Annotated in this window: 16 protein-coding genes; 5 read left to right on the forward strand and 11 right to left on the reverse strand. The window is 68.5% G+C overall.

What is annotated here, in order from left to right:
- Window positions 1-3 precede the first annotated feature (3 nt).
- From nadC to AC4BCK_RS12510, 4 genes are read right to left on the reverse strand one after another with little or no spacing between them, the layout of a single operon-like run.
- Entirely contained in the window at window positions 4-921 is a 918-nt protein-coding gene (gene nadC, locus AC4BCK_RS12495) for a carboxylating nicotinate-nucleotide diphosphorylase (protein WP_490565995.1), read from the reverse strand.
- A complete protein-coding gene (nadB, locus tag AC4BCK_RS12500) occupies window positions 914-2,731 on the reverse strand; it encodes an L-aspartate oxidase (protein ID WP_490566913.1) in 1,818 nt (605 codons plus the stop codon). The genes nadC and nadB overlap by 8 nt, the downstream gene beginning before the upstream one ends.
- Before the next feature lie 53 nt (window positions 2,732-2,784).
- Entirely contained in the window at window positions 2,785-4,089 is a 1,305-nt protein-coding gene (gene nadA, locus AC4BCK_RS12505) for a quinolinate synthase NadA (RefSeq protein ID WP_174178089.1), read from the reverse strand.
- On the reverse strand, window positions 4,086-4,796 hold the full coding sequence (locus AC4BCK_RS12510) for an NUDIX hydrolase (protein ID WP_174178087.1): 711 nt from the start codon (window positions 4,794-4,796) through the stop codon (window positions 4,086-4,088). Before AC4BCK_RS12510 ends, nadA begins: the two co-directional genes overlap by 4 nt.
- A gap of 269 nt (window positions 4,797-5,065) precedes the next feature.
- Here AC4BCK_RS12510 and AC4BCK_RS12515 point away from each other — a divergent pair, with 269 nt between their 5' ends.
- The 3 genes from AC4BCK_RS12515 (at window position 5,066) to AC4BCK_RS12525 (ending at window position 8,133) form a co-directional block, all read left to right on the forward strand.
- On the forward strand, window positions 5,066-6,448 hold the full coding sequence (locus AC4BCK_RS12515; RefSeq protein WP_310113748.1) for an amino acid permease: 1,383 nt from the start codon (window positions 5,066-5,068) through the stop codon (window positions 6,446-6,448).
- Window positions 6,449-6,521: 73 nt separating this feature from the next.
- Entirely contained in the window at window positions 6,522-7,352 is an 831-nt protein-coding gene (locus AC4BCK_RS12520) for an alpha/beta fold hydrolase (protein WP_363955628.1), read from the forward strand.
- 133 nt (window positions 7,353-7,485) lie between these two features.
- Window positions 7,486-8,133: a phosphoribosyltransferase gene (locus AC4BCK_RS12525; RefSeq protein ID WP_174178081.1), complete on the forward strand. Its 648-nt coding sequence runs from the start codon at window positions 7,486-7,488 to the stop codon at window positions 8,131-8,133.
- A gap of 129 nt (window positions 8,134-8,262) precedes the next feature.
- On the opposite strand, the gene AC4BCK_RS12530 is transcribed toward AC4BCK_RS12525, so the two are convergent.
- Entirely contained in the window at window positions 8,263-9,594 is a 1,332-nt protein-coding gene (locus AC4BCK_RS12530) for an MFS transporter (RefSeq protein WP_174178079.1), read from the reverse strand.
- 306 nt (window positions 9,595-9,900) lie between these two features.
- On the opposite strand from AC4BCK_RS12530, the gene AC4BCK_RS12535 reads away from it, so the two are divergent.
- Entirely contained in the window at window positions 9,901-10,635 is a 735-nt protein-coding gene (locus AC4BCK_RS12535) for an IclR family transcriptional regulator (RefSeq protein WP_104184880.1), read from the forward strand.
- Here AC4BCK_RS12535 and AC4BCK_RS12540 read toward each other — a convergent pair.
- The 4 genes from AC4BCK_RS12540 to AC4BCK_RS12555 form a co-directional block, all read right to left on the reverse strand.
- The gene (locus tag AC4BCK_RS12540; RefSeq protein WP_490565996.1) at window positions 10,632-12,002 is read right to left on the reverse strand and encodes an MFS transporter; all 1,371 of its coding nucleotides are present in this window, start codon (window positions 12,000-12,002) and stop codon (window positions 10,632-10,634) included. The two genes, AC4BCK_RS12535 and AC4BCK_RS12540, sit on opposite strands and share 4 nt — an antisense overlap.
- Window positions 12,003-12,190: 188 nt before the next feature.
- Entirely contained in the window at window positions 12,191-15,259 is a 3,069-nt protein-coding gene (locus AC4BCK_RS12545) for an AAA family ATPase (protein WP_490565997.1), read from the reverse strand.
- Window positions 15,256-16,440, reverse strand: coding sequence for an exonuclease SbcCD subunit D (locus AC4BCK_RS12550; protein WP_400598234.1), 1,185 nt, complete (start codon window positions 16,438-16,440; stop codon window positions 15,256-15,258). The genes AC4BCK_RS12545 and AC4BCK_RS12550 overlap by 4 nt, the downstream gene beginning before the upstream one ends.
- Before the next feature lie 53 nt (window positions 16,441-16,493).
- Window positions 16,494-17,384, reverse strand: a complete 891-nt coding sequence (locus tag AC4BCK_RS12555) for an aquaporin (RefSeq protein ID WP_400511326.1) — start codon at window positions 17,382-17,384, stop codon at window positions 16,494-16,496.
- A gap of 162 nt (window positions 17,385-17,546) precedes the next feature.
- Here AC4BCK_RS12555 and AC4BCK_RS12560 point away from each other — a divergent pair, with 162 nt between their 5' ends.
- Window positions 17,547-18,656 carry an ADP-ribosylglycohydrolase family protein gene (locus AC4BCK_RS12560; RefSeq protein WP_251423645.1) on the forward strand — a complete coding sequence of 370 codons (1,110 nt, stop codon included), beginning with the start codon at window positions 17,547-17,549 and terminating at the stop codon, window positions 18,654-18,656.
- Here the strand turns inward: AC4BCK_RS12560 and AC4BCK_RS12565 are convergent.
- Both AC4BCK_RS12565 and AC4BCK_RS12570 read right to left on the reverse strand, forming a co-directional pair.
- Entirely contained in the window at window positions 18,637-19,116 is a 480-nt protein-coding gene (locus tag AC4BCK_RS12565) for a DUF4395 domain-containing protein (protein ID WP_174179201.1), read from the reverse strand. The genes AC4BCK_RS12560 and AC4BCK_RS12565 overlap by 20 nt on opposite strands.
- 267 nt (window positions 19,117-19,383) lie before the next feature.
- On the reverse strand, window positions 19,384-20,931 hold the full coding sequence (locus tag AC4BCK_RS12570) for an IS1182 family transposase (protein WP_490565998.1): 1,548 nt from the start codon (window positions 20,929-20,931) through the stop codon (window positions 19,384-19,386).
- Window positions 20,932-21,001: the final 70 nt, after the last annotated feature.

Consider the following 21,001-nt stretch of genomic DNA (forward strand, 5'->3'; position numbering starts at 1 on the left):
GGCTTACCCGGCCGTCAGTTCCACGTCCAGGCCAAGGTCCAGGGCTGCCACCGTGTGGGTGAGTGCCCCGACCGAGATGACGTCCACGCCGGTGGCAGCGATCCCCGCGACCGTGCTGAGGTTGACGTTGCCGCTTGCTTCCACGCGGGCCCGTCCGGCCACCAGCGCAACGCCCTGGCGGAGCTCCTCCGGCGTGAAGTTGTCCAGCATGATGGTGTCCACGCCTGCTGCGAGGACGGGTTCGATCTGGTCCATGCGGTCCACCTCGACTTCGAAGTGGGTGGTGTGTCCCAGCTGGGCTTTGGCCGCCAGGAGCAGCTCCGTCAGCCTGGCGGGGTCCCCTCCGGTCATCACGGCCAGGTGGTTGTCCTTCGCCAGCACTGCGTCGGAGAGGCTGTATCGGTGGTTGGCGCCTCCCCCGCACCGCACGGCGAACCGTTCCAGGATCCGCAGGCCGGGGGTGGTTTTCCGGGTGTCGGTGATCCTGGCCCGCGTCCCTTCGGCCAGCTGGACGAATTCCGCGGTCCGTGTGGCGATCGCGGACATCCGCTGGACCAGGTTGAGGGCCACACGCTCGGCGAGCAGGACGGAGCGTGCCCGTCCTGTGACCCGCGCGAGGTGCGTGCCGGCGTCGAACCTTTCCCCGTCTGCCAGCAGCAGCTCCACTGTGGTGCCGGGGTCCACCAGCTGCATGGCGTCCCGGAAGACGGTGGCCCCGCTGAAGACGCCGGGCACGCGGGCGTTCAGGACCGCCGTGGCGCGGGCATCGGCGGGGATGAGCAGCTGGGAGGTGATGTCCCCGGCCGGCGCGTCTTCGGCGAAGGCGCGCTCCAGGATCTCCCGGACGGGAGCCGCTGGCAGGGCGAGGTCCAGGCCAACGGCCCTGGCCGCCACGGGTGCGATTACGGAGTTTTTAGTCACGGACAAGGCTCGCTTTCGGGCGCAGGCGGGAGTGTTCTTGGAGTTGATCAGCGATGCCGGCGGCATCTGCCGGGCTGTCGCTCCGGTAGTGGGCGCCCAGGGACGCAGTCCGTTCCCGGGCGGCAGCCACGAGCAGCTGCGCGGCGAGCAGCAGGTTGCGGTCCTCATGCTCCCGCGGTCCCGGCCCGGCGGCCACTGTTCCGGGGAGAACGACGGCGGCCCACCGGTCAAGGGTTTCCGTCGCCTCCCGCAACAGCACCCCATTCCGCAGCACCCCGGCCTTGGCAGTCATCAGGTGCCGAAGAGCATCCCGCGAGAACGGAGTTTCCACATCGATACTTACACCGGAGCTGGCCGGCAGGCTCCCGCCCAGGCCACCCGACCCGGCACCCGCGCCTGCTGAAGCCGCAGGGAAGGTGACGGACAAATGGTCGCCTGAGGGTGCCCCGGAAGCATGCGTAAAGGGGAGGCCGCCCGTGGCCGTGGGGCCACGCGATCCGGGTTCCCTGGCCGAGCTTGCGAGGTTAGGGGGATCGTGGGGAGCATGCGGAGGGGCGCCCTCAGGCGCCCCCCAGCCAAAGTCACCGGAGAGGAAGTCCTCAACAGCGCGGCGGCCGAAGACGAGTCCCTCGAGGAGGGAGTTGCTGGCCAGCCGGTTCGCCCCTTGGACGCCCGTACATGCGACTTCGCCGGCGGCGTACAGTCCGGGGATGCTGGTCCTGGCGCGGAGGTCGGTGAGGACCCCGCCCATCCAGTAGTGGGCTGCCGGGGCCACGGGGACCAGGTCCCGGGTCCAGTCGATACCGGCCGCGAGGGTCTTTTCGGTGAGGGTCGGGAACCGCCGTGCCAGGAACCCGGCTCCCCTGGCTGCCTCGATGACGCGGGCGTCCAGGTACACGTGGCCGTTGGGGTCGCCGAGCTTGGCCAGGTGCAGGGCTATGCTGCGGGAGACCACGTCGCGCGGGGCAAGCTCTGCGTCCGGATGGTACGACCGCATGAAGCGCTTCCCGTTGCCGTCAACGAGGACCGCCCCTTCGCCGCGGACAGCTTCGGAGATCAGCAGCGGCTCGCCTGGGGCGGGACCGGCTGGCCGGACCAGGCAGGTGGGGTGGAACTGGAAGAATTCCAGGTCGGCTGTCCTGGCTCCGGCGCGGACTGCGAGCGCCAGGCCGTCGGCGGTGGCGACTGCCGGGTTGGTGGTTTGGGCGAACAGCCTGCCGGCACCTCCCGTTGCCAGCAGGACGGCGTCCCCGTGCAGTGCTGCCTTCTTCCCGTCCTGCAGGAATTCCACTCCGGTGACTGCGCCGCCGTCGTGCAGGAGGGCGGTGGCGTGGGCGCCGGTGATGACCGTCAGGACACCTGCTGCCTGCCGGGAGAGCACCGCCTGGATGAGCGCGCCGGCCACTTTCGCGCCCGTGGCGTCGCCGCCGGCGTGGAGGATGCGCGGCGCGGAGTGGGCGGCTTCCAGCCCCAGCGCCGGTCCTCCGTCCGTCTCCACATCGAAGCGCACGCCGAACCGCTGCAGGCCGGCGATGTCGTGCCGGGCCTCCGTGCACATCAGCCGGACGGCATCGGCGTTGCAATGCCCGGCGCCGGCCTGGAGCGTGTCGGTCATGTGGGCCGCTACGGTGTCACCCGGGGATGGTTCATCCAGCACGGCCGAGATCCCGCCCTGGGCGTACCAGGTGTTGCTGTGCTCCAGGCCAACTTTTGTCAGGAGAACTACGGAGGCGCCGGCATCGGCGGCCAGCAGCGCCGCGTACAGTCCGGCGATGCCGCTGCCGACGACGACGAGCCGGCGGGCGGGCATCCTGGGCCCGCCGGGCACAAGGGGCCCGCTGGACACTCTGGCCTGGCTGGACATTACGGCCTGGCGGCGAGCATGCGCTCGAGGGCGGTCCGGGCATGGTCCTGGACGGACTCTGCCACGGTGATGCGGTTGACCACCCGGCCGGCCACCAGCTCCTCCAGCACCCAGGCCAGGTACCCCGGGTGGATGCGGTACATGGTGGAGCAAGGGCAGATCACGGGGTCCAGGCAGAAGATGGTGTGCTGCGGGTACTCCGCTGCAAGCCGGTTCACCATGTTGATCTCGGTGCCGATCGCAAAGGTGGTTGGCTCCGTGGCAGCCGCGATGGCCTTCTTGATGAAATCGGTGGAGCCGGCAGAGTCGGCGGCGTCCACGACTTCCATGGGGCACTCAGGGTGGACGATCACCTGGACGCCGGGAAAGTCTTTCCTGGCCTTCTCGATCTGCCCCACGTTGAAGCGCTTGTGCACCGAGCAGAATCCGTGCCACAGGATCACCCGGGAATCGAGCAGTGCCTGCGCGTCGTTACCGCCCAGATCCCTGCGCGGGTTCCACATGGGCATCTGCTCCAGCGGCACGCCGAGGGCTTTGGCGGTATTGCGGCCCAGGTGCTGGTCAGGGAAGAACAGCACGCGCTGGGCTCGCTGGAACGCCCACTCAAGCACGGTCCTGGCGTTCGAGGACGTGCAGACGATGCCGCCGTGCTCACCGCAGAACGCCTTCAGGGCTGCGGAGGAATTCATGTAGGTGACGGGAAGGACCGGAACCCGGCCCTCGGCGTCGGGCTCGGTGCCGAAGATCTCCTCAAGCTGCTCCCAGCACTCGGCCACGGAGTCGGCGTCGGCCATATCCGCCATGGAGCAGCCGGCCGCCAGGTTGGGGAGGATGACTGCCTGTTCCGGTGCGGAAAGGATGTCAGCGGTTTCCGCCATGAAGTGGACGCCGCAGAAGACGATCGCTTCCGCGTCCGGCCTGGTGAGTGCCGCGTTGGCCAGCTGGAAGGAGTCGCCCACGAAGTCGGCGTACTGGATCACTTCGTCCCGCTGGTAGAAGTGCCCCAGGATGACGGCACGGTCGCCGAGGGCAGCCTTTGCCGCGAGGATGCGTTCGCCCAGCTCAGCGTCGCTGGCGAGCTTGTATTCCTCCGGCAGCTGGCCCTGGCGCGGGGTGGCGGCCGGCGCAACGTCTGCGCTGGAGGCGCCGGGACCATAGGCGGGGATGCCGGCGAGCGCCTCGGCGAGGTCGTAGTCCCACGGGCCCTTGGCCAGGGCTGGGCTGCAGGTGCTGCCTTTCGCCGTCGCGCCTTGCTCCGCCTGCTCGCGCGTGATCAGCTGGATTGCTGTGTTGACGCTGCTCATAGTGTGCTCCTGTTGTCTGGGTCAAGGCCGGGCCGGCCGGTAAAGCGGTAGAGGCGCGGGGGGCGGTGCTTGCCGCCCTGGAGGTACTCGCCGGTTTCCTCTATTTCGGGGGTGGACTTCAGCTGCCTGCGGAAGTTCGCCGGATCCAGCTCACGGTCCAGCACCGCCTCGTAGACCTCGCGGACCTGGGCCAGAGTGAAGTACTCCCCCAGGAGGTGGTAGGCCACTGACCCGTAGGCCAGTTTGTTGCGCAGCCTCCAGAGGGCGTAGTCCACGATCGCGTTGTGGTCGAAGGCCAGCTCCCCCAGCCGGTCCGCCCGGAACCATCGGACGTTTTCCGACTCATCGGCGAGCGCGGCTTCCGTCGGCTGGACCAGCGCCCAGTACACGATCGAGACCACCCGCTGGGTGGGTGAGCGGTGGAGCCCACCGAATGCGTACAGCTGTTCCAGGTAGCTGGGGGCGAGCCCGGTGGTCTCCCTCAGGTTCCGGGACGCGGCGTCCTGGAGGGATTCCGCGTGGCTGAGCGGTCCGCCCGGGAGCGCCCAGAGCCCCTTGAAGGGCTCCCTGATCCGGCGGACCAAAGGCAGCCAGAGCGTAGGCCGGCCGGAACTTTCACTGGGCCGGAGGGCGAAGATGACGGTGGAGATGGCCAGGGAGGGCGGTGCAGCCTGGCGCTCCGACACGTTTGCAGAGCTGGAGTACATATTCCACCGCCTTCCTGGCAGCAGGGGCCCGTGTTCAGCATGGTGCCCGGTTTAGTTATGGTCAGCTTGACCAAAACTAATTGTACGGGCATGCGCTGGGAAAATGCCAAATGTTTCTGCCCGCCTGCCCGGGCCCCTGTCCCGCGCACTCGGCTGCGCACTCGGCTGCGCACTCCACTGCCCGGAATACCGCCGGCGGGACGAAGGCGGTAAATTCAAGTGGTCCCACAAGGAGCCACCATCCAGACCCCAAGAAGGTTCACGGCATAATGACGACGAAGTCCACCACAGCCCGTCCCAAAGGACACCACCTGCACCCCGTCCACAGCATGAAGCCCCGGCAGCTGACCATGATGGGGCTGGGCAGCGCCATCGGCGCGGGGCTTTTCCTGGGTTCGGGCGCGGGTGTGCAGGCCGCCGGCCCGGCGGTCCTCATTTCGTACATGGTGGCCGGTACCCTCATCATCCTGGTCATGTGGGCGCTGGGAGAGATGGCTGCGGCGAACCCCAACAGCGGAGCATTCTCCGTCTATGCCGAACGCGCCCTGGGCAAGACGGCCGGTGCCACCATCGGCTGGCTGTGGTGGCTCCAGCTGGTGGTGGTCATCGCCGCCGAGGCCCTCGGTGCCGCAGCCCTCCTCTTCTCCGTCTGGCCGGCCGTTCCGGTCTGGGCCCTGGCGCTGGTGTTCATGGTGGTCTTCACGGGCATTAACCTCGCCGGGGTGCGGAACTTCGGGGAATTCGAGTTCTGGTTCGCCATCCTCAAGGTGGCTGCCATCGTGCTGTTCCTTGCGGTAGGCGCCGCCCTGCTCCTGGGTCTGCTGCCGGACGTCGCCTCGCCGGGGCTGTCCAACCTCACCGCTGATTTCGCCCCGCAGGGCCTCGGCGGTATTGCCTCGGCGCTCTTTGTGGTCATCTTCGCGTTCGGCGGCACGGAGATCGTGTCCGTGGCGGCGGCGGAGACCGAAGACCCCGAGCGGAGCGTGGCCAAAGCCATCCGCACTGTGGTGTGGCGCATCCTGGTCTTCTACATCGGCTCCGTCTTCGTCATCGCCGCTGTCCTGCCGGCAACCTCCCAGAGCCTGTCCTCACCCTTCGCCGGCGTCCTGGACGCGGCCAGGATCCCCGGTGCCGCGACGGCCATCACCCTGGTGGCCGTCGTCGCACTCCTGTCAGCGCTGAACGCCAACCTCTACGGGGCATCCCGCATGGCCTACTCGCTCGCCCAGCGCTCGGCGGCCCCCCGGTTCCTGACGCGGCTTTACGGCGCCAACGTGCCCATGCTGGCCGTCGCGGTCTCGGTGGCTTTCGGATTCATCGCCACGGTGCTGGAACTCCTCTTCCCCGAGCGGATCCTGCCGGCGCTGTTCCAGCTGGTGGGGTCCACCTGCCTGGTGGTGTGGGGAAGCGCCCTCCTATCGCAGCTGATCCTTCGGCGCCGCGCCGACCGCGCCGGCGCACCCCTGCCCCTGCGGATGAAGGGCTTCCCCGGCCTGACCATCCTGGGGCTGGTGCTCCTGGCCGTCATTTTTGCCGTGGGTTTCAGCGCTGAAGGCAGCCGCATCCAGCTGTTCAGCACATTTGCGCTCATCGCCGGCATCGCCCTGGCCTGTGCGCTGGGCGCCCGGCTCACGCAGCGGGCCGGCAGGTAGAGTAACGTCCAAAAGCAAGAGGCACCGAAGCGCCAGGTCTGTCCGGGCGCCGTAGTTGATGAGGACTGACACCATGAGCGGCAGGCACAGCGGCCAACAGCAGACGCATACCGTGGAGGGCACGGACCCGCAGCTCTATGTGGCGGTGCACGAGCCCGCCGCTGACGCCGGCCTTCGCCCCGTCCTGCTGGTGCACGGCTTCTCTTCGTCGAGCAAGCTCAACTGGGAGGACACCGGGTGGGTGGCAGCACTCCTCGATGCCGGGCGGCGCGTGATCACGGTGGACCTGCCCGGACACGGCCGCAGCGGCGCGCCGGAGGACCTGGACTCCTACTCCCCCAGCAGGATCCGCGCGGACCTGCTGCAAACAGCGTTCGACGCCGGGGTTCGGCCTTTGCAGGAGGGGGAACCTTCCAGCGGCCTTGACGTGGTGGGCTACTCGCTGGGTTCCCGGCTCGCCTGGGAATTCGGCGCCACCCAGCCGGAAATCACGCACCGCCTCGTCCTGGGCGGTCCCAACATCTCCGACCCCTTGGCGGAGTTCGACCTTCGGGCCGCACAGGACTACCTGGCTGACGGCACGCCCATTGCGGACGAATCCACGGCCCAGCTGCTCAAGATGGCGCTGCTGCTGCCCAGCAACAACATCTTCGCGCTGCTCTCCCTGGTGGAGGCCATCAAAGCCGAACCCTACGACCCTGCAGAAGCCGTGCCCCACGTCCCCGTGCTCCTGGTGGCCGGGGACAAGGATGAACGCGCCGGCAGCCTGCCGCAGCTTGCCGAGCTGGCCCGGAAGGCAGGCGGGACGGCTGAACAGCTGATCCTTCCCGGCCGCAACCACACAAACGCCGTCACCAGCAGGGCGTTCAAGCAGGCGGCCGTCAGGTTCCTGGCGGGCCAGTAACCTGCCTGAGGTCCGCTTTCTTCCAGCCCATTCCGGAGGCGGTTCTTCAGCGGATTTTGCCGGTATCTTGAGGCGCCCGCCGTCCCCGCAAACGGTAGGCTGAACTTTAGGCTGGACGAGCCTGGAGGGACTGATGGGCACGATTTTCGAAGACCGTACGGACGCCGGCGAACGGCTCGCTGCTGTGCTCACGCAGTTCCGGGAGCGGCCGGACACTGTGGTCCTGGGCCTGGCCCGGGGGGGCATCCCGGTAGCGGCCGCCGTCGCCAAAGCCCTCTACCTGCCCCTCGGGACAGTCCTGGTCCGGAAGCTGGGAATTCCCGGCCACGAAGAAACGGCTTACGGGGCACTGGCGTGGGTCCGGGGCCGCACCGTCCGGCTGATCAACAAACCGCTGCTTGACCGGGTCCTCGAACACGGCGTGCACCAGGAATGGCTGGACGCGGTGGAGCAGCGGGAGCGGGCCGAGCTGCTCCGCCGCGTGGAGATCTATCCCGGAGCGGACCTGGACGTGGCGGGCAAGACCGTCCTGCTGGTCGACGACGGGCTGGCCACCGGTGCCACGATGAGGGCAGCCGTCGAAGCAGTGCGTGAGGGCGGCGCGGCCACCGTCGTGGCGGCAGCCCCGGTGGGCTCCGTTGAGGCGGAAGCGTCCGTGGAACGGGTCTGCGACGCGGTGCTGTGCCTGCACCTGCCCGGCAAATTCCGGGCGGTGGGCAGCTTCTACCGGCACTTTGACCAGATGTCCGACGACGAAGCGATCAGCATCCTGGAGCAGTAACACCGCAGGCTTTTCCTTTCGCAGTCCGGCAAAAGGAGACGAGCCGGCACGGCACAGGCGCCCCAGACGGCGAAGCGGGCCGGACCGCCATGGTCCGGCCCACCGTCGTCCTGCACTGGGCGGTGTTGATTAGTGGTGGCTGACGCCGAGTGGCCGCCCCTTGGTTTCCTTGGCCAGAACCACACCAATGGCGGAGATGACGCACAGGATCATGATGTAGATGCCGATGGAGCCTGTCCACTTGGTGGACTGCAGCAGGGTTTCAGCGATGGTCGCTGCGAACGCGCCGCCCAGGATGGCGCCGAATGCGTAGCCGATGGAGATTCCCGAGTAGCGGACGTTGGCCGGGAACATCTCGGCGTACATTGCGGACATCGGCCCGTAGGACAGTCCGAGTCCAATGGTGAGGACAAACAGGGCCAGTCCGTACAGCCAGATGTTCCTGGTATCGATCAGGGCAAACATGGGGATCATCCAGGCGAAGATGATCGCGTACCCGGCCAGGAAGGTCTTGACCCGGCCGATCCGGTCCGAGATCCAGCCGCCTGCAAGGGTAAAGATCAGCCAGCCGAAGGATGCCAGGGTGGTAGCCAGGAGCACTTGGGGCGTGGGCATCTGCAGCGTCCGGGTGGCGTAGGCGATGAAGAACGCGATCAGCAGGTATCCGGCGGCATTGTTGCCGATGAAGATCATGGTGGAGTACAGGACCGGCTTCTTGTGGCTGCGGATCAGTTCACCGAGCGGGGCTTTGCTTTCCTGCTTCCGGGCGGCCATCTCCTGGAAGACCGGGCTTTCGGCCACGGCCCGCCGGATCAGGTACCCCACGACGATGAGGACGATGGAGAGCAGGAACGGCACCCGCCAGCCCCAGGCCGCAAAGTCTTCCTTCGACATGCTGGAGTTGAGGAAGAAGAGCAGGCCGGTGGCCAGGATCATGCCGATCGGCACGCCGATCTGCGGGTAGGCGCCGAACAGGCCGCGCTTGTTCAGGGGTGCGTGTTCCACCGCCATCAGCGCAGCTCCGCCCCATTCACCTCCGGCCGAGAAGCCCTGGATGATGCGGAGGGTGATCAGCAGGATGGGCGCCCAGGCGCCGATCTGTGCGTAGGTGGGCAGCATGCCGATCAGGGCGGTGGCGGCACCCATCATCACCAGGGTGAAGACGAGCATCGCCTTGCGTCCCAGGCGGTCGCCCAGGTGCCCGGCCACCACGGCACCGAGGGGCCGGAAGAGGAAGCTGATGCCGATCAGGGCGAACGAGAGGATCTGCGCCAGGCCCGGGTTGGACTGGTTCAGCGGTGCCAGGAACAGCGGCGACAGCAGCGTTGCTGTCAGCTGCGCAAAGATGAAGAAGTCGTACCACTCGATCGTGGTACCGACGAGGGTGCCGGCGAGGACCTTGCGTTCCTCCCGCCGGGAGCTGGGACCGGCGAGTGTGTCCACCTTGGAAGGTGTGGTCATTGAAACTCCATTGTTCAAGGCAGCAGTGCTGCCGGGACGCCTTCAGGATTACCGACAGAACGGTCAGTTAGTTAGTAGGGTACACCGAAAATGTGAGGCGGGACACGGCCTTCCGGAACTTTCTTGCGCGGTCGGCAGAGGAGGTGCGCCTCCCCCGTGGCGCCCGCTGCCCGGCAGCCTGCGCTCATGGACTCCATGGAGGGCGGGTTCTATATTTGGAATGCCGTTTCGTATTCAGGACGCGAACCCGGGTAGCCGGCCCGGTCCCGGGGCGGTCGCTACTTACCGCCACCTAGGATGGACACCATGAATCCCACCGCCGCAGCCCCGGCCGGAGCCGCGCCGGCGCAGGCTTCCCCCTCCCAGACCCTGTCGCGGGGAATCCGTGCCCTGGAGATCCTGGCGGCGGCGCCCGGGCCGCTCACCATCGCAGAACTGGCGGACGCCATGGGAGTGCACCGTTCGGTGGCCTACCGGATCCTCCGCACCCTGGAGGACCATTCACTGCTGGTGCGTGACGACGCCGGCCGGGTCCAGCCGGGGCCCGGGCTTGCGGTCCTGGCGCGCGGCGTTTCCCGCAACCTGCAGGCTGCCGCGCTGCCGGAACTGACGCAGCTGGCCAATGCCCTGGATATGACGGCGTTCGTGGCGGTCTGGGACCACCACGACTGCATCACCCTGCTCACGGTGGAGCCCCGGCATTCCGGTGCCACCGTGGCGCAGCATCCCGGCACCCGCCATCCCATCAACGCCGGCGCGCCCGGGATCGCCATCCAGTCCGCGCTCACCGAGGCGGAATGGGACCGGCTGGCCACGGGCATCCCCTACCGGCCCGAGGCTGCCGAAGCCCGCCGCACCGGCTATTCGGCCAGCCACGATGAGGTGATCGCCGGGGTTTCCTCCCTGGCCGCGCCTGTCAGGGTTCCCGGCGGGCGCCCCGCCGCGCTGGCCGTCGTCTATATCCGTTCATCGCGTGATCCCGCGGCGGTGGGAGCCGCGCTGGTTGAGAGCGCGGCAAGGATTGAACGGCAGCTGGCCTAGGCCTTCCGGCGAAGAACGACGGCGGCTCCCGCTCCCAGCAGCGCCAGCCCGGACGCTGCGCCGGCAGTGACAAGGAAGGCTGCAGCGTAGCCGTGGCTTTCGGCAAGGTGGCCGCCCAGGGAAGACCCCAGCGCGGTGCCGGCCACGATGCCGCTGGCCAGCGCCGTCATGACGGTCCCCATGCGGCCCGCAGGAGCCACAGACCCGCCGACGGCGAAGACCGTGACCATGACCGGCCCCACCGGCAGGCCCAGGATCAGCAGCGCCGCCACCATCGCGGGCATGGAGGACGGCAAGAGGAGCAGCAGGGACAGGGCAGCCATCAGTGAGGCGCACAGCACCCAGCGCCGGGCAGGACTGAACCGCTGCGGCCAGTACGCAACGGACAGTGCGGCCACGGCCGAGCTCAGCCCCATGACGGCATACAGCAGGCCGGCCGCCTCAGAGCCTGCAAACCCTGCCGAGAAAGAACTCAGGGCGGTCTGGGCGGAGCCGAAGAACGTCCCCATGCACACCATGGCGGACACGGGCAGGGCTACCGCCGCCGGGAGCCTTGCGGCCCGTGGCTGTGCACCGGCCGGCACCTGCCCACCACTGGCGGGCCTGCTGGGCGGAACTGCCCGGTGCGTCCGGTGTACCGCGAAGGCGGGAACGAGGGTGATGGTCAGTGCAACCGCCACTGCGAGCGGCAGCCAGGGCGCCAGCAGGCTGGCCAGGATTCCCACCAGGGCGGGGCCCAGGACGAAGGTCACCTCATCTGCGGTGCTTTCGTAGGAAAGGGCGGTGTCCAGGTCCCGTGTTTGGTCCGCGGCCGAGCCGTGGGCGGCCAGTGCCATCCATCGGACCCTGGCGAGCGGACCCACCTGGGGGCAGCTGGCACCGGAGACAAAGGAGGCGGCAAGGACGGCTGCGGGGACACCCGGGGATTCCGCGGTGGCCCACACAGCCAGGATCAGGGCCACCACGGCAATGCTGTTCAGGAGTGCAGCGATCAGGAGCACGGGGCGCTGTCCCCTGCGGTCGGCAAGGGACCCCAGAACCGGCGCGCCCACGGCTGAACCGATGCCCACGGCGCCTGCTGCCATCCCGCCGAGCGCGTACGAGCCACTGGCTGACGTGACCAGGGTCAGCGTTCCCACCGTCAGCATGGCCAGCGGCAGCCGCGCAAACAGGCCGAGGGGTATAAAGGCGCGGCCGGCAAGAAGGGGAAGCCTGGCGAAGCGGCCGCGGGAGGCTGCAGGAATTTCTTCAGGAAAGGCCGGCGCAGCGGCGGCTGACGCCGATGCCGGTTCTGACGCCGATGCCGGCAGCTCTACGGCGGCGGGGACTGATCCATGTGTGTTGGCGGGTGAAACGGGTGAGTTCAATTCCGGGCTCGTTCATGTCGTGCGCATCGTCCCTCCTCCCGATGCGCGCAACCCGGTAACGCTGCCATTATACCGGCGCCTACGTATCTGGCCCGCAGCGCAGCCCGCCGGTTGTTTGTGGCCGTCCGGTCGCACTGGCGCCTCTGCGCCGTCAGGACACAGCGCAGATTGGTGACAGGGCCGTACGGTCATACTGGCGCGTCTGCGCCGTCCGATATCCGGAGGGTGGAGCCGTTCCGGCCCTTGAGCACCTGGAGCTGGGCGCTGATCCGCTGCTTCATCTCCGCGACATGGCTGACCAGTCCCACCACGCGGCCGCCGTCCCGCAGCCCTTCAAGGGCGTCCATGACCTGTTCCAGGGACTGCTCGTCCAGGCTTCCGAATCCCTCGTCGACAAACAGCGTTTCAATTTCCACTCCGCCGGCCTCCTGCTGGACGACGTCTGCCAAGCCAAGCGCCAGCGACAGGGAAGCCATGAACGACTCACCGCCGGACAGGGTGGAGGTGTCCCGGCGGAACCCGGTCCACTGGTCCACCACTTCCAGCCCAAGCCCCGATTTTGCCCCGCGCGCCGCCTTGGCGTCCGTGTGCTGGAGCAGGTAGCGGCCATCGCTCATGGCCACCAGCCGTTCGGAGGCGGCCACGGCAACCTGCTCCAGGCGGGCGGCCAGGACATAGCTGTTCAGGCTCATCCGGTAGTTGTTCTCGCCCCGCCCGGCCGCCGCATCAGCCAGCCCGCCCAGCATCCGGGCCCTTTCAGCGGGCTGCCGCGCAGATCCTGCCAGGTCTTCGTACTCAGCACGGATGCCGCGCAGCGAGGCAAGGCACCGGGCGGCCAGGCCGGCAGCCAGGTCAGCATCCCGGGCGTCCTGGAGGGCCTCTGCCGCAGTTTCACGCAGGGCGTCGAGCCGTACCTGGTCCAGCTCGTAGCCCGCGGACTTCTCCTCCAGTGCCAGCAGGACGTCCTCGGACGCGAACAGCTCCGCCACTCTCGCTTCCTCGTCCTGGGCTGCCCGCACCCGGGCCTCGAGCGAAGCCGCCTCATCGGCGTCGAGCAGCTGCTCCCGTGCCTCGCCAGCGGATGTGAAACCGGCCGCAGGCAGGGCCAGTTCCAGTTGGTCCAGAGCCTCCGCTGCCTGGGCTTCCATTCTGTCGAGGTGCGCCTGCGCCTCGACCGCCTTGTTGAGCACGGTCACGGCGGTTTCCAGTGCACGCAGCCGGTGGGCCAGGCTGCGGTGGGTGCCCCTTAGCCCTGCCAGCGCCTGGTCCAGGGCCGAGGATTGTTCGGACACGTCGGCCAGTGACGCTGCGGTCCGCGCCAGCTCGCCTTCGGTACCTGTGCGGGATTCCTGGGCGGCCGCCGCAGCGGTCTCGAGTTTTCCGAGCCGCAGCCTGACTGCTTCCAGTTCTTTAACTGCGCCATCGGCGTCGGCCGCTGCCCGGCGCGCACCCTCCGCCGCACTGAGGGCCTCGTCCTCCGCGGTGTCCCCGCCCTGCCCGGCGAGGACCGCCACGAGCTGGCTGGCCTCCCCCAGTTCGCGGGCCACCAGGGCAAAGGCGGCTTCCGCTGCTTCGTGGACCAGCCGGGCTTCTTCTTCCTCCTGTGCAAGTTCCGGGCCACCGGAGCTCCCTGCAGCAGGAGCGGGATGGTCCGGGCTGCCGCAGACGGGGCATTGTTCCCCGTGGACCAGCTTGGCAGCCAGTTCGGCAGCGGCATTGGCCAGCCGCTGCTCCCTGAGGTCCAGCCACCGGCGTTTCGCCTCCAATTGCCGGTCACGGCTTTCGTCATGGCGGACCTTCACCAGGTCCCGGGCAGCAACGGCGGAGCCGTAGCGCCTGACCACGTCCAGCAGTTCCTCCGCTGCTGCGGCTTCCTTCCGGCGCAGGGACGCAGTGGCCGCATGGTGTTCCAGGTCCTGCAGCCCGTCCTGGAGACGGCTCCGCTCATCCGTCAGTTCCTTGGCGCGCTTGCCGGCCTGTTCCAGGTCCGCGGCAAGTTCCCCATGCTTTCCTAGCAGGCTGCTGTGGCGCTTCCGAAGGGCCTGCAACCGGTCCTCGTCGGGCAGCCTGGCCTCGACCACGGCCAGGAGGGAGCGCAGCCGGCCCAGCTCGGTTGCAGCTCCGGCGGAAGGTCTTGCGGCACCCGCGGCGGGGCCTGCCGCTAGGTGGAGTTCCAGCTCAGCGAGTTCGGGGTCTTCCCCCGCAGCCAGGCTGAGAAGGGTGAGGGCGGATTCCACGGCAGTGGCGGCGCTCCGGGCTTTGGCGGCACTGGCATCAACGTTCCGCAGCTGCCCCTGCAGGACCTCGGCCTTCCGGTGCCGGGCCAGCCGGAGGAGGTGATCGTCGAGCAGCTGCGCGCCCTGCTCCACCGCCAGTTTCCGGGCTGCGGCGGAATCGAGCTTCCGGCGCCGGTCGGCGCGGAGTGTTTCGGCTTCAACAGCGCTCCTGCATTCGGTGCTGGCGGCCTCGGCCCGCCCTGCCTGCGCCGTTAGCTCCTCAAGGCGGGCGGCCACCGCTCCCTCCAGCCAGCCGAGCCGCACCGCGGCGTTCTCCGGAGAGGGAGCGCTGGAGCCGTCAAGGCTGAGGCGCGCAGCCTCGGCCTCCGCCCGGGCAGCCAGGAGTTCCAGCCGGCCCGCCAGGTGTGACACCTCATCCTTTGCCGCCTGCGCCTGGCGGGACAGCTCCTGCTCCACCGATTCAAACCGCTCGGTACCGAAGAGCTTTTGCAGGAGTTCCAGCCGGTCCGTGGCCTTGGAGCGCAGGAACGCGGCGAAATCTCCCTGCGGCAGCATCACCACGCGGGTGAACTGCTCGCGGTCCATGCCCAGCAGCGCCAGGATCTCAGCGCCTGCCTCGTCATTCCGGGCGGACTTGTCCGTCCAGGCGCCGCCAACCCGTTCCCGCAGAAGGGTCTTGGCCTGCTGGGTGGTGAAGCCGTTCTTCCCCCGGGCGCTCGGTTTATCCCAGGCCGGGGACCGTGTCACTTCAAAGCGGCGCCCCTGGGCAGAGAACTCACAGGTCACCGCGGGTTCCTGCGCCGGGTCCGCATGGTCGCTGCGGAGCCGCTTACCGTCCTGGCGGGCTCCCGGAACGGAACCATAGAGGGCGAAGCAGACGGCATCCAGGACGCTGGTCTTCCCGGCACCCGTGGGGCCGTTGAGCAGGAAGAGGCCGTGTGCGCTGAGCCGGTCGAAATCGATCTCCTCGGTGCCGGCGAAAGGGCCGAATCCGGAAATTTGCAGGCGGTGGATCCTCATCGTGAAGCCTCCAGGAGGCGGACGTTTTCGAGCGCGTCGGCGAGCGCCGCCTTTTCTGCGTCATCGGGGACCCTGCCCCGTACGTGTTCCAGGAAGCCGCAGCAGACCGAGAGATCGTCGGGCGCCTCCGCGAGCCTGCTGCTGTAGCTGGAAGCGGCGGCCGCGGTTCCGCCCTCGGGGTCGAAGCCGAGGACCAGGGTATCCGGGAACCGGGAACGGAGCCGTTCCATGGCCCTGGCGGGACGCTGGGCGTCTGTCAGCGTGACCTGGCAGTACGCTGTTTCGGCCCACTGGTGTTCAGGCAGCCCAAGGAGCTCTTCCAGCGGACCGCGCAGCACGGCCAGCGCCCGGGGCGCTTCCCACAGGACTTCCTGCACGGAGCTGACACCCTCAGCTCCAACCTCCACGAGCCAGCCGCCCTTCCGGTGCGTGGCTTCGGAAAAGGAATACGCCAGCGGCGAGCCTGAGTACCTGACCTGCGGAGACAGTGCTTGGCGGCCGTGCAGGTGTCCCAGCGCGGTGTAGCTGAAGCCGTCGAAGAGGTCCAGGGGTACGGCCCCTACCCCGCCGATGCTCAGGTCGCGTTCGCTGTCCGAGCTGATCCCGCCGCTGGCAAACGTGTGCGCCAGCACCACGGAGTGGACGGCGGCGGACGCTGAACGCCGTTCGATATCCTCCCGGATCAGCGCTGTTGCCGCCCGGGTGACCTCGAAGTGGCTGGCAGTGTCCACCCCGAGCTGTTCGGCGACAAGACGGGGCTCGAGCCACGGTATGCCGTAGATGGCCAGCACAGCTTCAGCAGGGTGGCCGTCAGGGGCATCGTCCAGGGGCAGCAGCAGTGGCTGGTCCAGGCTCTCGATCCTGGTCCGGAGATGGACTCCCCCGCGTTCCAAAAGGCGGGAGGCGAAACCCAGGCGGATGGCGGAATCATGGTTGCCGCTGGTCAGCACCACCTGTGCGCCCGCGGCTGTCAGGCGGACCAGCGCGTCATCGAGCAGGCGCACCACATCGACTCCGGGAAGGGCACGGTCATAGACGTCCCCGGCCACCAGGACGACGTCGACTCCGTGCTCAGTGACCGTGCGGACCAACTGGGCAATGAAGTCCCGTTGGGCATCCAGCATGCCAACGCCGTGGAAGGACCGCCCCAGGTGCCAGTCCGATGTATGTAGTAGCCGCATGTTTCTAAGCTATCGGCTGCCACTGACAGCCAGCGCAACCGCCGCGTTCACGGTCAGCCCCGTTTGCCGTCAAAGAACTCCTGGGCTTCGCTGGATCCGGGTTCGGCCGTTTCGGCGGGCTCCCCTGCCTCGGTGGTTTCTCCGGTCCCGGCCTGCACAACGGCACCGGCACCGGCACCAGCAGCAGTTCCCATGCTCCGGAAGACCAGCCCGGCAATTGCAGCTCCCAACAGCGGGGCGGCCAGGAAGACCCAGAGCTGCTCCAGGGCCCAGCCCGAGCTGAACACTGCGGACGCAACAGCGCGGGCAGGATTGAACGGCAGGTTCCCTACCGACTGGCCCAGCTGCAGCAGCACCGCAAAGCTCAGGCCCACGGCCACGGGGGCTGCGTACCGGCTGCCCCCGTCCCGGGTGTCGCTGCCGGACGTGCCCAGGAAGACCGCCACGACGATAGCGGCTCCGAGCATTTCAAGGAGCAGTGCTGCCGCCAGCGGCGCCTGGATGATGGAGTGTTCGCCGAAGCCGGCAGTCACGGTGTCAAAAGCGGTGCGGCTGTCCGCGATGCCCGGCAGGGTGCGCAGGATCCCGTAGAGCGCGAAGGCTCCTGCGAGTGCGCCCACCAGCTGGGCGCCCGCATAGGCGGCGGCAGCTCCGGGCCTGATCCGCCCGGCCACCAGGTGGCCTGCCGTGATGGCGGGGTTGAAGTGGCCGCCCGAAACGTGCGCGAACGCAAGCATGGCGGCGGTCACGGCCAGGCCCGCGGCAAGTGCCGCAGGAAGGGGGCTGGAATCCGGGATGGTGAACAGGGGCACGCCAAGGCCGGCCACCACGATGAACAAGGTGCCGAACGCTTCGGCCCCCAGCCTGGGCAGGAGCCCCGGCCGGGCGGCCACCAGGCCGCTGGGCAGCAGGACGTCGTGGGGGGCGGGTGCGGGGGAACTCATGGCGGGACCCTTTGGTAGGCAAAAGATGGCGGTGCTGCCGCCGGGCAGCCCGTCCATTATTCCAGCCGACGCTGGACGTTTGCTGGTGCAGCGTCTTTTGCGCAATGCCGGGAAGGTGGGCCCGCGTCCCGGCGCCGCCGGAGGCCGCGGTAAATTTGCAGCATGAGCATTGAACCCGGCCCGTCCGTGCCCGCTTTGACGTCCCGCATCCATGGCTGCCTGCTGGGCGGCGCGCTGGGTGATGCCCTGGGCTATGCCGTCGGCACGGAGTCGGTTGAAGAGATCCGGAGCCGCTTCGGCGGGCGCGGCGTCAGCGGATTCGGCCCCACGACCGGCACGTTCTCCGACGAGACCCAGCTGACCCTCTACACGGTGGACGGGCTGGTTGAGGCCCTGGAATGGGCGAACGAGGGCGTGGGCGCGGATGTGAACGCCTGCCTGTGGCTCGCCTACCTCCGGTGGCTGGCCACCCAGGGGGAGGCTGCTCCCGCGTCGGCACCCACACCGCAGCCCCGGTGGATCGACGGCCACGCTGTGCTCCGCCAGCGGCGGAACCCCAACACAACCAGCATTTCCGGGCTGGCGACGGGCGAAATGGGCACCTCCGTCCGCCCGGTAAATCCGGGATCGAAAGACTGGGGCGCCGTGGTCCGGTCAGCACCGTTCGGGCTGATCCCGCATATTACGCCCGACGCCGTCTACAAGCTGAGTGCCGACGCCGCCTCCCTGACGCACGGGCACCCCGTGGCCCGCCAGGCTTCCGGGATCTTCAGCCTGCTGGTCCACCGGCTGGTTTTGGGTGAGGCGCTCCCGGAGGCTGCCTCCGCCGTGACAGCCCACGCCCACACCCTGGGTGGTGTGGCGCCGGAACTGCCGGAACGCCTGGAAGCCGCGCTCTCACTCGCCGCCGGGGGCCTAACTACGCCGGGGGAAATCACCAATGCGCTCGGTGGCGGCCGGACCGCCGAGGAAGCCTTCGCCGTCGCGCTGTACGCCGTGCTCGCCACTGTCCCCCGTGCCGGGACGGCGGATGCAGGGACGGACGACGACGGCACGGACACCCTGCCGGTCCGTCACTTCCGGGAGGCGGTGTCCGTGGCGGTGGCCCACGGGGGGCAAAGCGATGCCACCGGTTCACTGGCGGGGAACATCCTGGGTGCCTACTACGGCGAGGAGTGCCTGCCTGCGGACTGGCTGGAGGCGCTGGAGGCGCCTGAGGCAATCCGCGGCATGGCCGGTTTGCTGGTGGGCGTCACGACCGCCGAAGGCTGATGTTGTTGCACGCCTCGCAGACGTCCTCCGGGATCAGTCCGCGGCGCTGCAGGAACCCGAAGACCACGCATCCCAGGCAGAACCCGGCAAAGGCTTCAAGCGACGCCGCCACGATCAGGATGCCCAGCACCGCCCACGCCGCCGGCACCGCTCCGGCCGCGAACAGGGCGAGGGCTGCTGTGGAGACGGCCGCCCCCATGCCCTGCGCAAAGCGCTTGGGCGGTCCGGGCACCAGTTTCACCCGTCCCAGCCGCGGGGTGATGACCTTGACGGACAACAGTGCCAGCGGCGAAATCCTTGGTCCGAAGAGCACGCGCAGCCAGAACCCGGCGGCGATGGCCAGCAGGCCCCACCCGGACCCGAGGGCCAGCGTGACAACGGCGAGCGCCACCACCAGTCCGGCGGTGACACGGGCAGCGTACTCGTTGACCGGATTCGGGAAGGCGAACAGAGAGCTCATGTGCCAAGGCTAGGAGCGCAGCGTACCGGGGCAAAGGTTTGTTGCGCCCTGTGAAGAAGCGGCCGGACCGGGGGCCCTAGGAGACTGCTGAACTAAGTGCTTTATGGGGCTGGTCCGGGGCGTTCACGTGTCGGGGCCAGCCCTTCCTTTTGTGGTCTCGGGTTCTGTGATTGAAGCATCGGGTCCTGTTTCTGGGCTTTTGAGGGTTGTTCGCCGGGTGGCGGGTCCGGTTTTCGCTGGCGGGAGGCCCTGAGGTGGTGCCCGCGTTCAAGCGATGGCCCAGGATCCTTTTTCGCTGGTAAGTCCGAGCGCGAGGAGGCGTCGCAGGTTCAGCCCGGCAATCCTCAGTTGCAGCCAGGCATTGTTCTGGTTTGTGCCGCGGTGCCGAACGCGGCGGTTGCCGCGGGTGAGCCAGGCGATGGACCGTTCGACCATGGGCCGGTGGGTGCGGTAGTCGTGCTGGAAGTCCGGGTCCGTGGCGCGTTTCCGGTGTTCGCGCTGCAGGGCGTCGTGCTCGTGCAGTTCGAGTTTGCGCCCGCGTGGGGAGCCGGTGCACCGGGCCCGGAGCGGGCAGCTGCTGCAGGCGGCGCCGAAGGTGACCCGCCGCTTAGCGGTGATCCTGCGCGTAAGCCCGTTCGGGCAGGTCGCGGTGCCTGCTGCTTCATCGACGGTGAAGTCATCGAGGGTGAACCCGCCTTCGACGGCCGGGCGCAGCGGCCAGGGTTTGATCACCGGGGTATGGCCGGTGCGGGCGAGAGCGGCGAGCATTTCCCCGGAACCGTAGGCCGAGTCTGCCAGGACGTCCACGCTGGTCCCGGCGATCGTGGGCTCCATGCCGATCAGCCGGGCGCCGACGGCCCCGTCGCTGTTCTCCGGTCCGGAGGCCTTGGTCAGCTCCGCGGCGGTGATCAGCCCGGTATCGGGCTCGATGACAATGTGGGCTTTGAATCCGTCCTGCTGCCGGGACCTGGTCTTATGCGCGTGCCGGGTGTCCGGGTCCACGGTGGAGATCATCCGGTCCGGTGCGACCTTCCGGGCGATCCGCCACCGCCCGTCGGTCCCGTCCGAGTCCACGTCCTGCCCGGCGATCAGTGCAAGCAGCGCGTACGCATCGGCCCCCCTGCCCTCCAAGGTCTCGGGATCGACCGCGGCCAGCAGGGCGAGGGCGTCGGTGACCAGCGCCGAGACCAGCCCGTCCCTGGCATCCTGGTCGTCCCAGGCGATGTCCGGCTTACCGGTGCGCGTGTAGTCATACCCCTTCGCGTGGGTGGCCAGCAGGTCCTGGCCGCCGGGGATGTCACGGCCGAAGCGGCGCACCGCTGCGATCAGCTGCGTGATCGTGTCCTGCCTCGCGACCGCGTCATCCAACACTGTTGAATCAACCGCCCGCCGGCGCTTGCCCGCCAGGACTCCGGTTTCCGCAACGACCTCGGCGATGGCCTTCATGATCCGGTGCGGGTTCTTCGATGCCGCCAGCCGCCGGCGCCAGTACGTCAGCGTGCTCGGATGGAATGCCGTATCGGTCAGTCCGTACCCGCACGCGGCTTTCCAGCGCAGATCGTACGTCAACGCCTCGGCTGTTTCCCGGTCAGAGAGGCCCTGCAACGCCTGCAGCACCAGCACCGAACCGATCACCGAAGCGGGAACTGACGGCCGGCCCCGCCGCGACGGGAACAGGTCCTCCATCATCGAATCCGGAAACAACCGCCCCCGATGCTTGGCCAGAAAAGCGAAGACACTGCCCGGAGCCAACAACTCTCCGGCCAGCGCCTCCACATCCAAATACCCGCGTTGCGCGTCCTCGCGTCCCTGCATAAGACCAGTCTTAACCACCAGCCTCACCAGTCCAGCCGACGCGCCTAAACCAGCGGATATTTCAGCAGTC

It is taken from the genome of Pseudarthrobacter sp. As-47, assembly GCF_058215595.1.

Coding starts and splice junctions, on each gene's coding strand:
- AC4BCK_RS12560 (WP_251423645.1), top strand. CDS start 17,547: ATGAGCATTGAACCCGGCCCGTCCGTGCCCGCTTTGACGTCCCGCATC.
- AC4BCK_RS12510 (WP_174178087.1), bottom strand. CDS start 4,796: ATGTACTCCAGCTCTGCAAACGTGTCGGAGCGCCAGGCTGCACCGCCC.
- AC4BCK_RS12565 (WP_174179201.1), bottom strand. CDS start 19,116: ATGAGCTCTCTGTTCGCCTTCCCGAATCCGGTCAACGAGTACGCTGCC.
- AC4BCK_RS12570 (WP_490565998.1), bottom strand. CDS start 20,931: ATGCAGGGACGCGAGGACGCGCAACGCGGGTATTTGGATGTGGAGGCG.
- AC4BCK_RS12535 (WP_104184880.1), top strand. CDS start 9,901: ATGAATCCCACCGCCGCAGCCCCGGCCGGAGCCGCGCCGGCGCAGGCT.
- nadB (WP_490566913.1), bottom strand. CDS start 2,731: ATGCCCGCCCGCCGGCTCGTCGTCGTCGGCAGCGGCATCGCCGGACTG.
- AC4BCK_RS12530 (WP_174178079.1), bottom strand. CDS start 9,594: ATGACCACACCTTCCAAGGTGGACACACTCGCCGGTCCCAGCTCCCGG.
- AC4BCK_RS12555 (WP_400511326.1), bottom strand. CDS start 17,384: ATGAGTTCCCCCGCACCCGCCCCCCACGACGTCCTGCTGCCCAGCGGC.
- AC4BCK_RS12545 (WP_490565997.1), bottom strand. CDS start 15,259: ATGAGGATCCACCGCCTGCAAATTTCCGGATTCGGCCCTTTCGCCGGC.
- AC4BCK_RS12520 (WP_363955628.1), top strand. CDS start 6,522: ATGAGCGGCAGGCACAGCGGCCAACAGCAGACGCATACCGTGGAGGGC.
- AC4BCK_RS12550 (WP_400598234.1), bottom strand. CDS start 16,440: ATGCGGCTACTACATACATCGGACTGGCACCTGGGGCGGTCCTTCCAC.
- nadA (WP_174178089.1), bottom strand. CDS start 4,089: ATGAGCAGCGTCAACACAGCAATCCAGCTGATCACGCGCGAGCAGGCG.
- AC4BCK_RS12515 (WP_310113748.1), top strand. CDS start 5,066: ATGACGACGAAGTCCACCACAGCCCGTCCCAAAGGACACCACCTGCAC.
- AC4BCK_RS12525 (WP_174178081.1), top strand. CDS start 7,486: ATGGGCACGATTTTCGAAGACCGTACGGACGCCGGCGAACGGCTCGCT.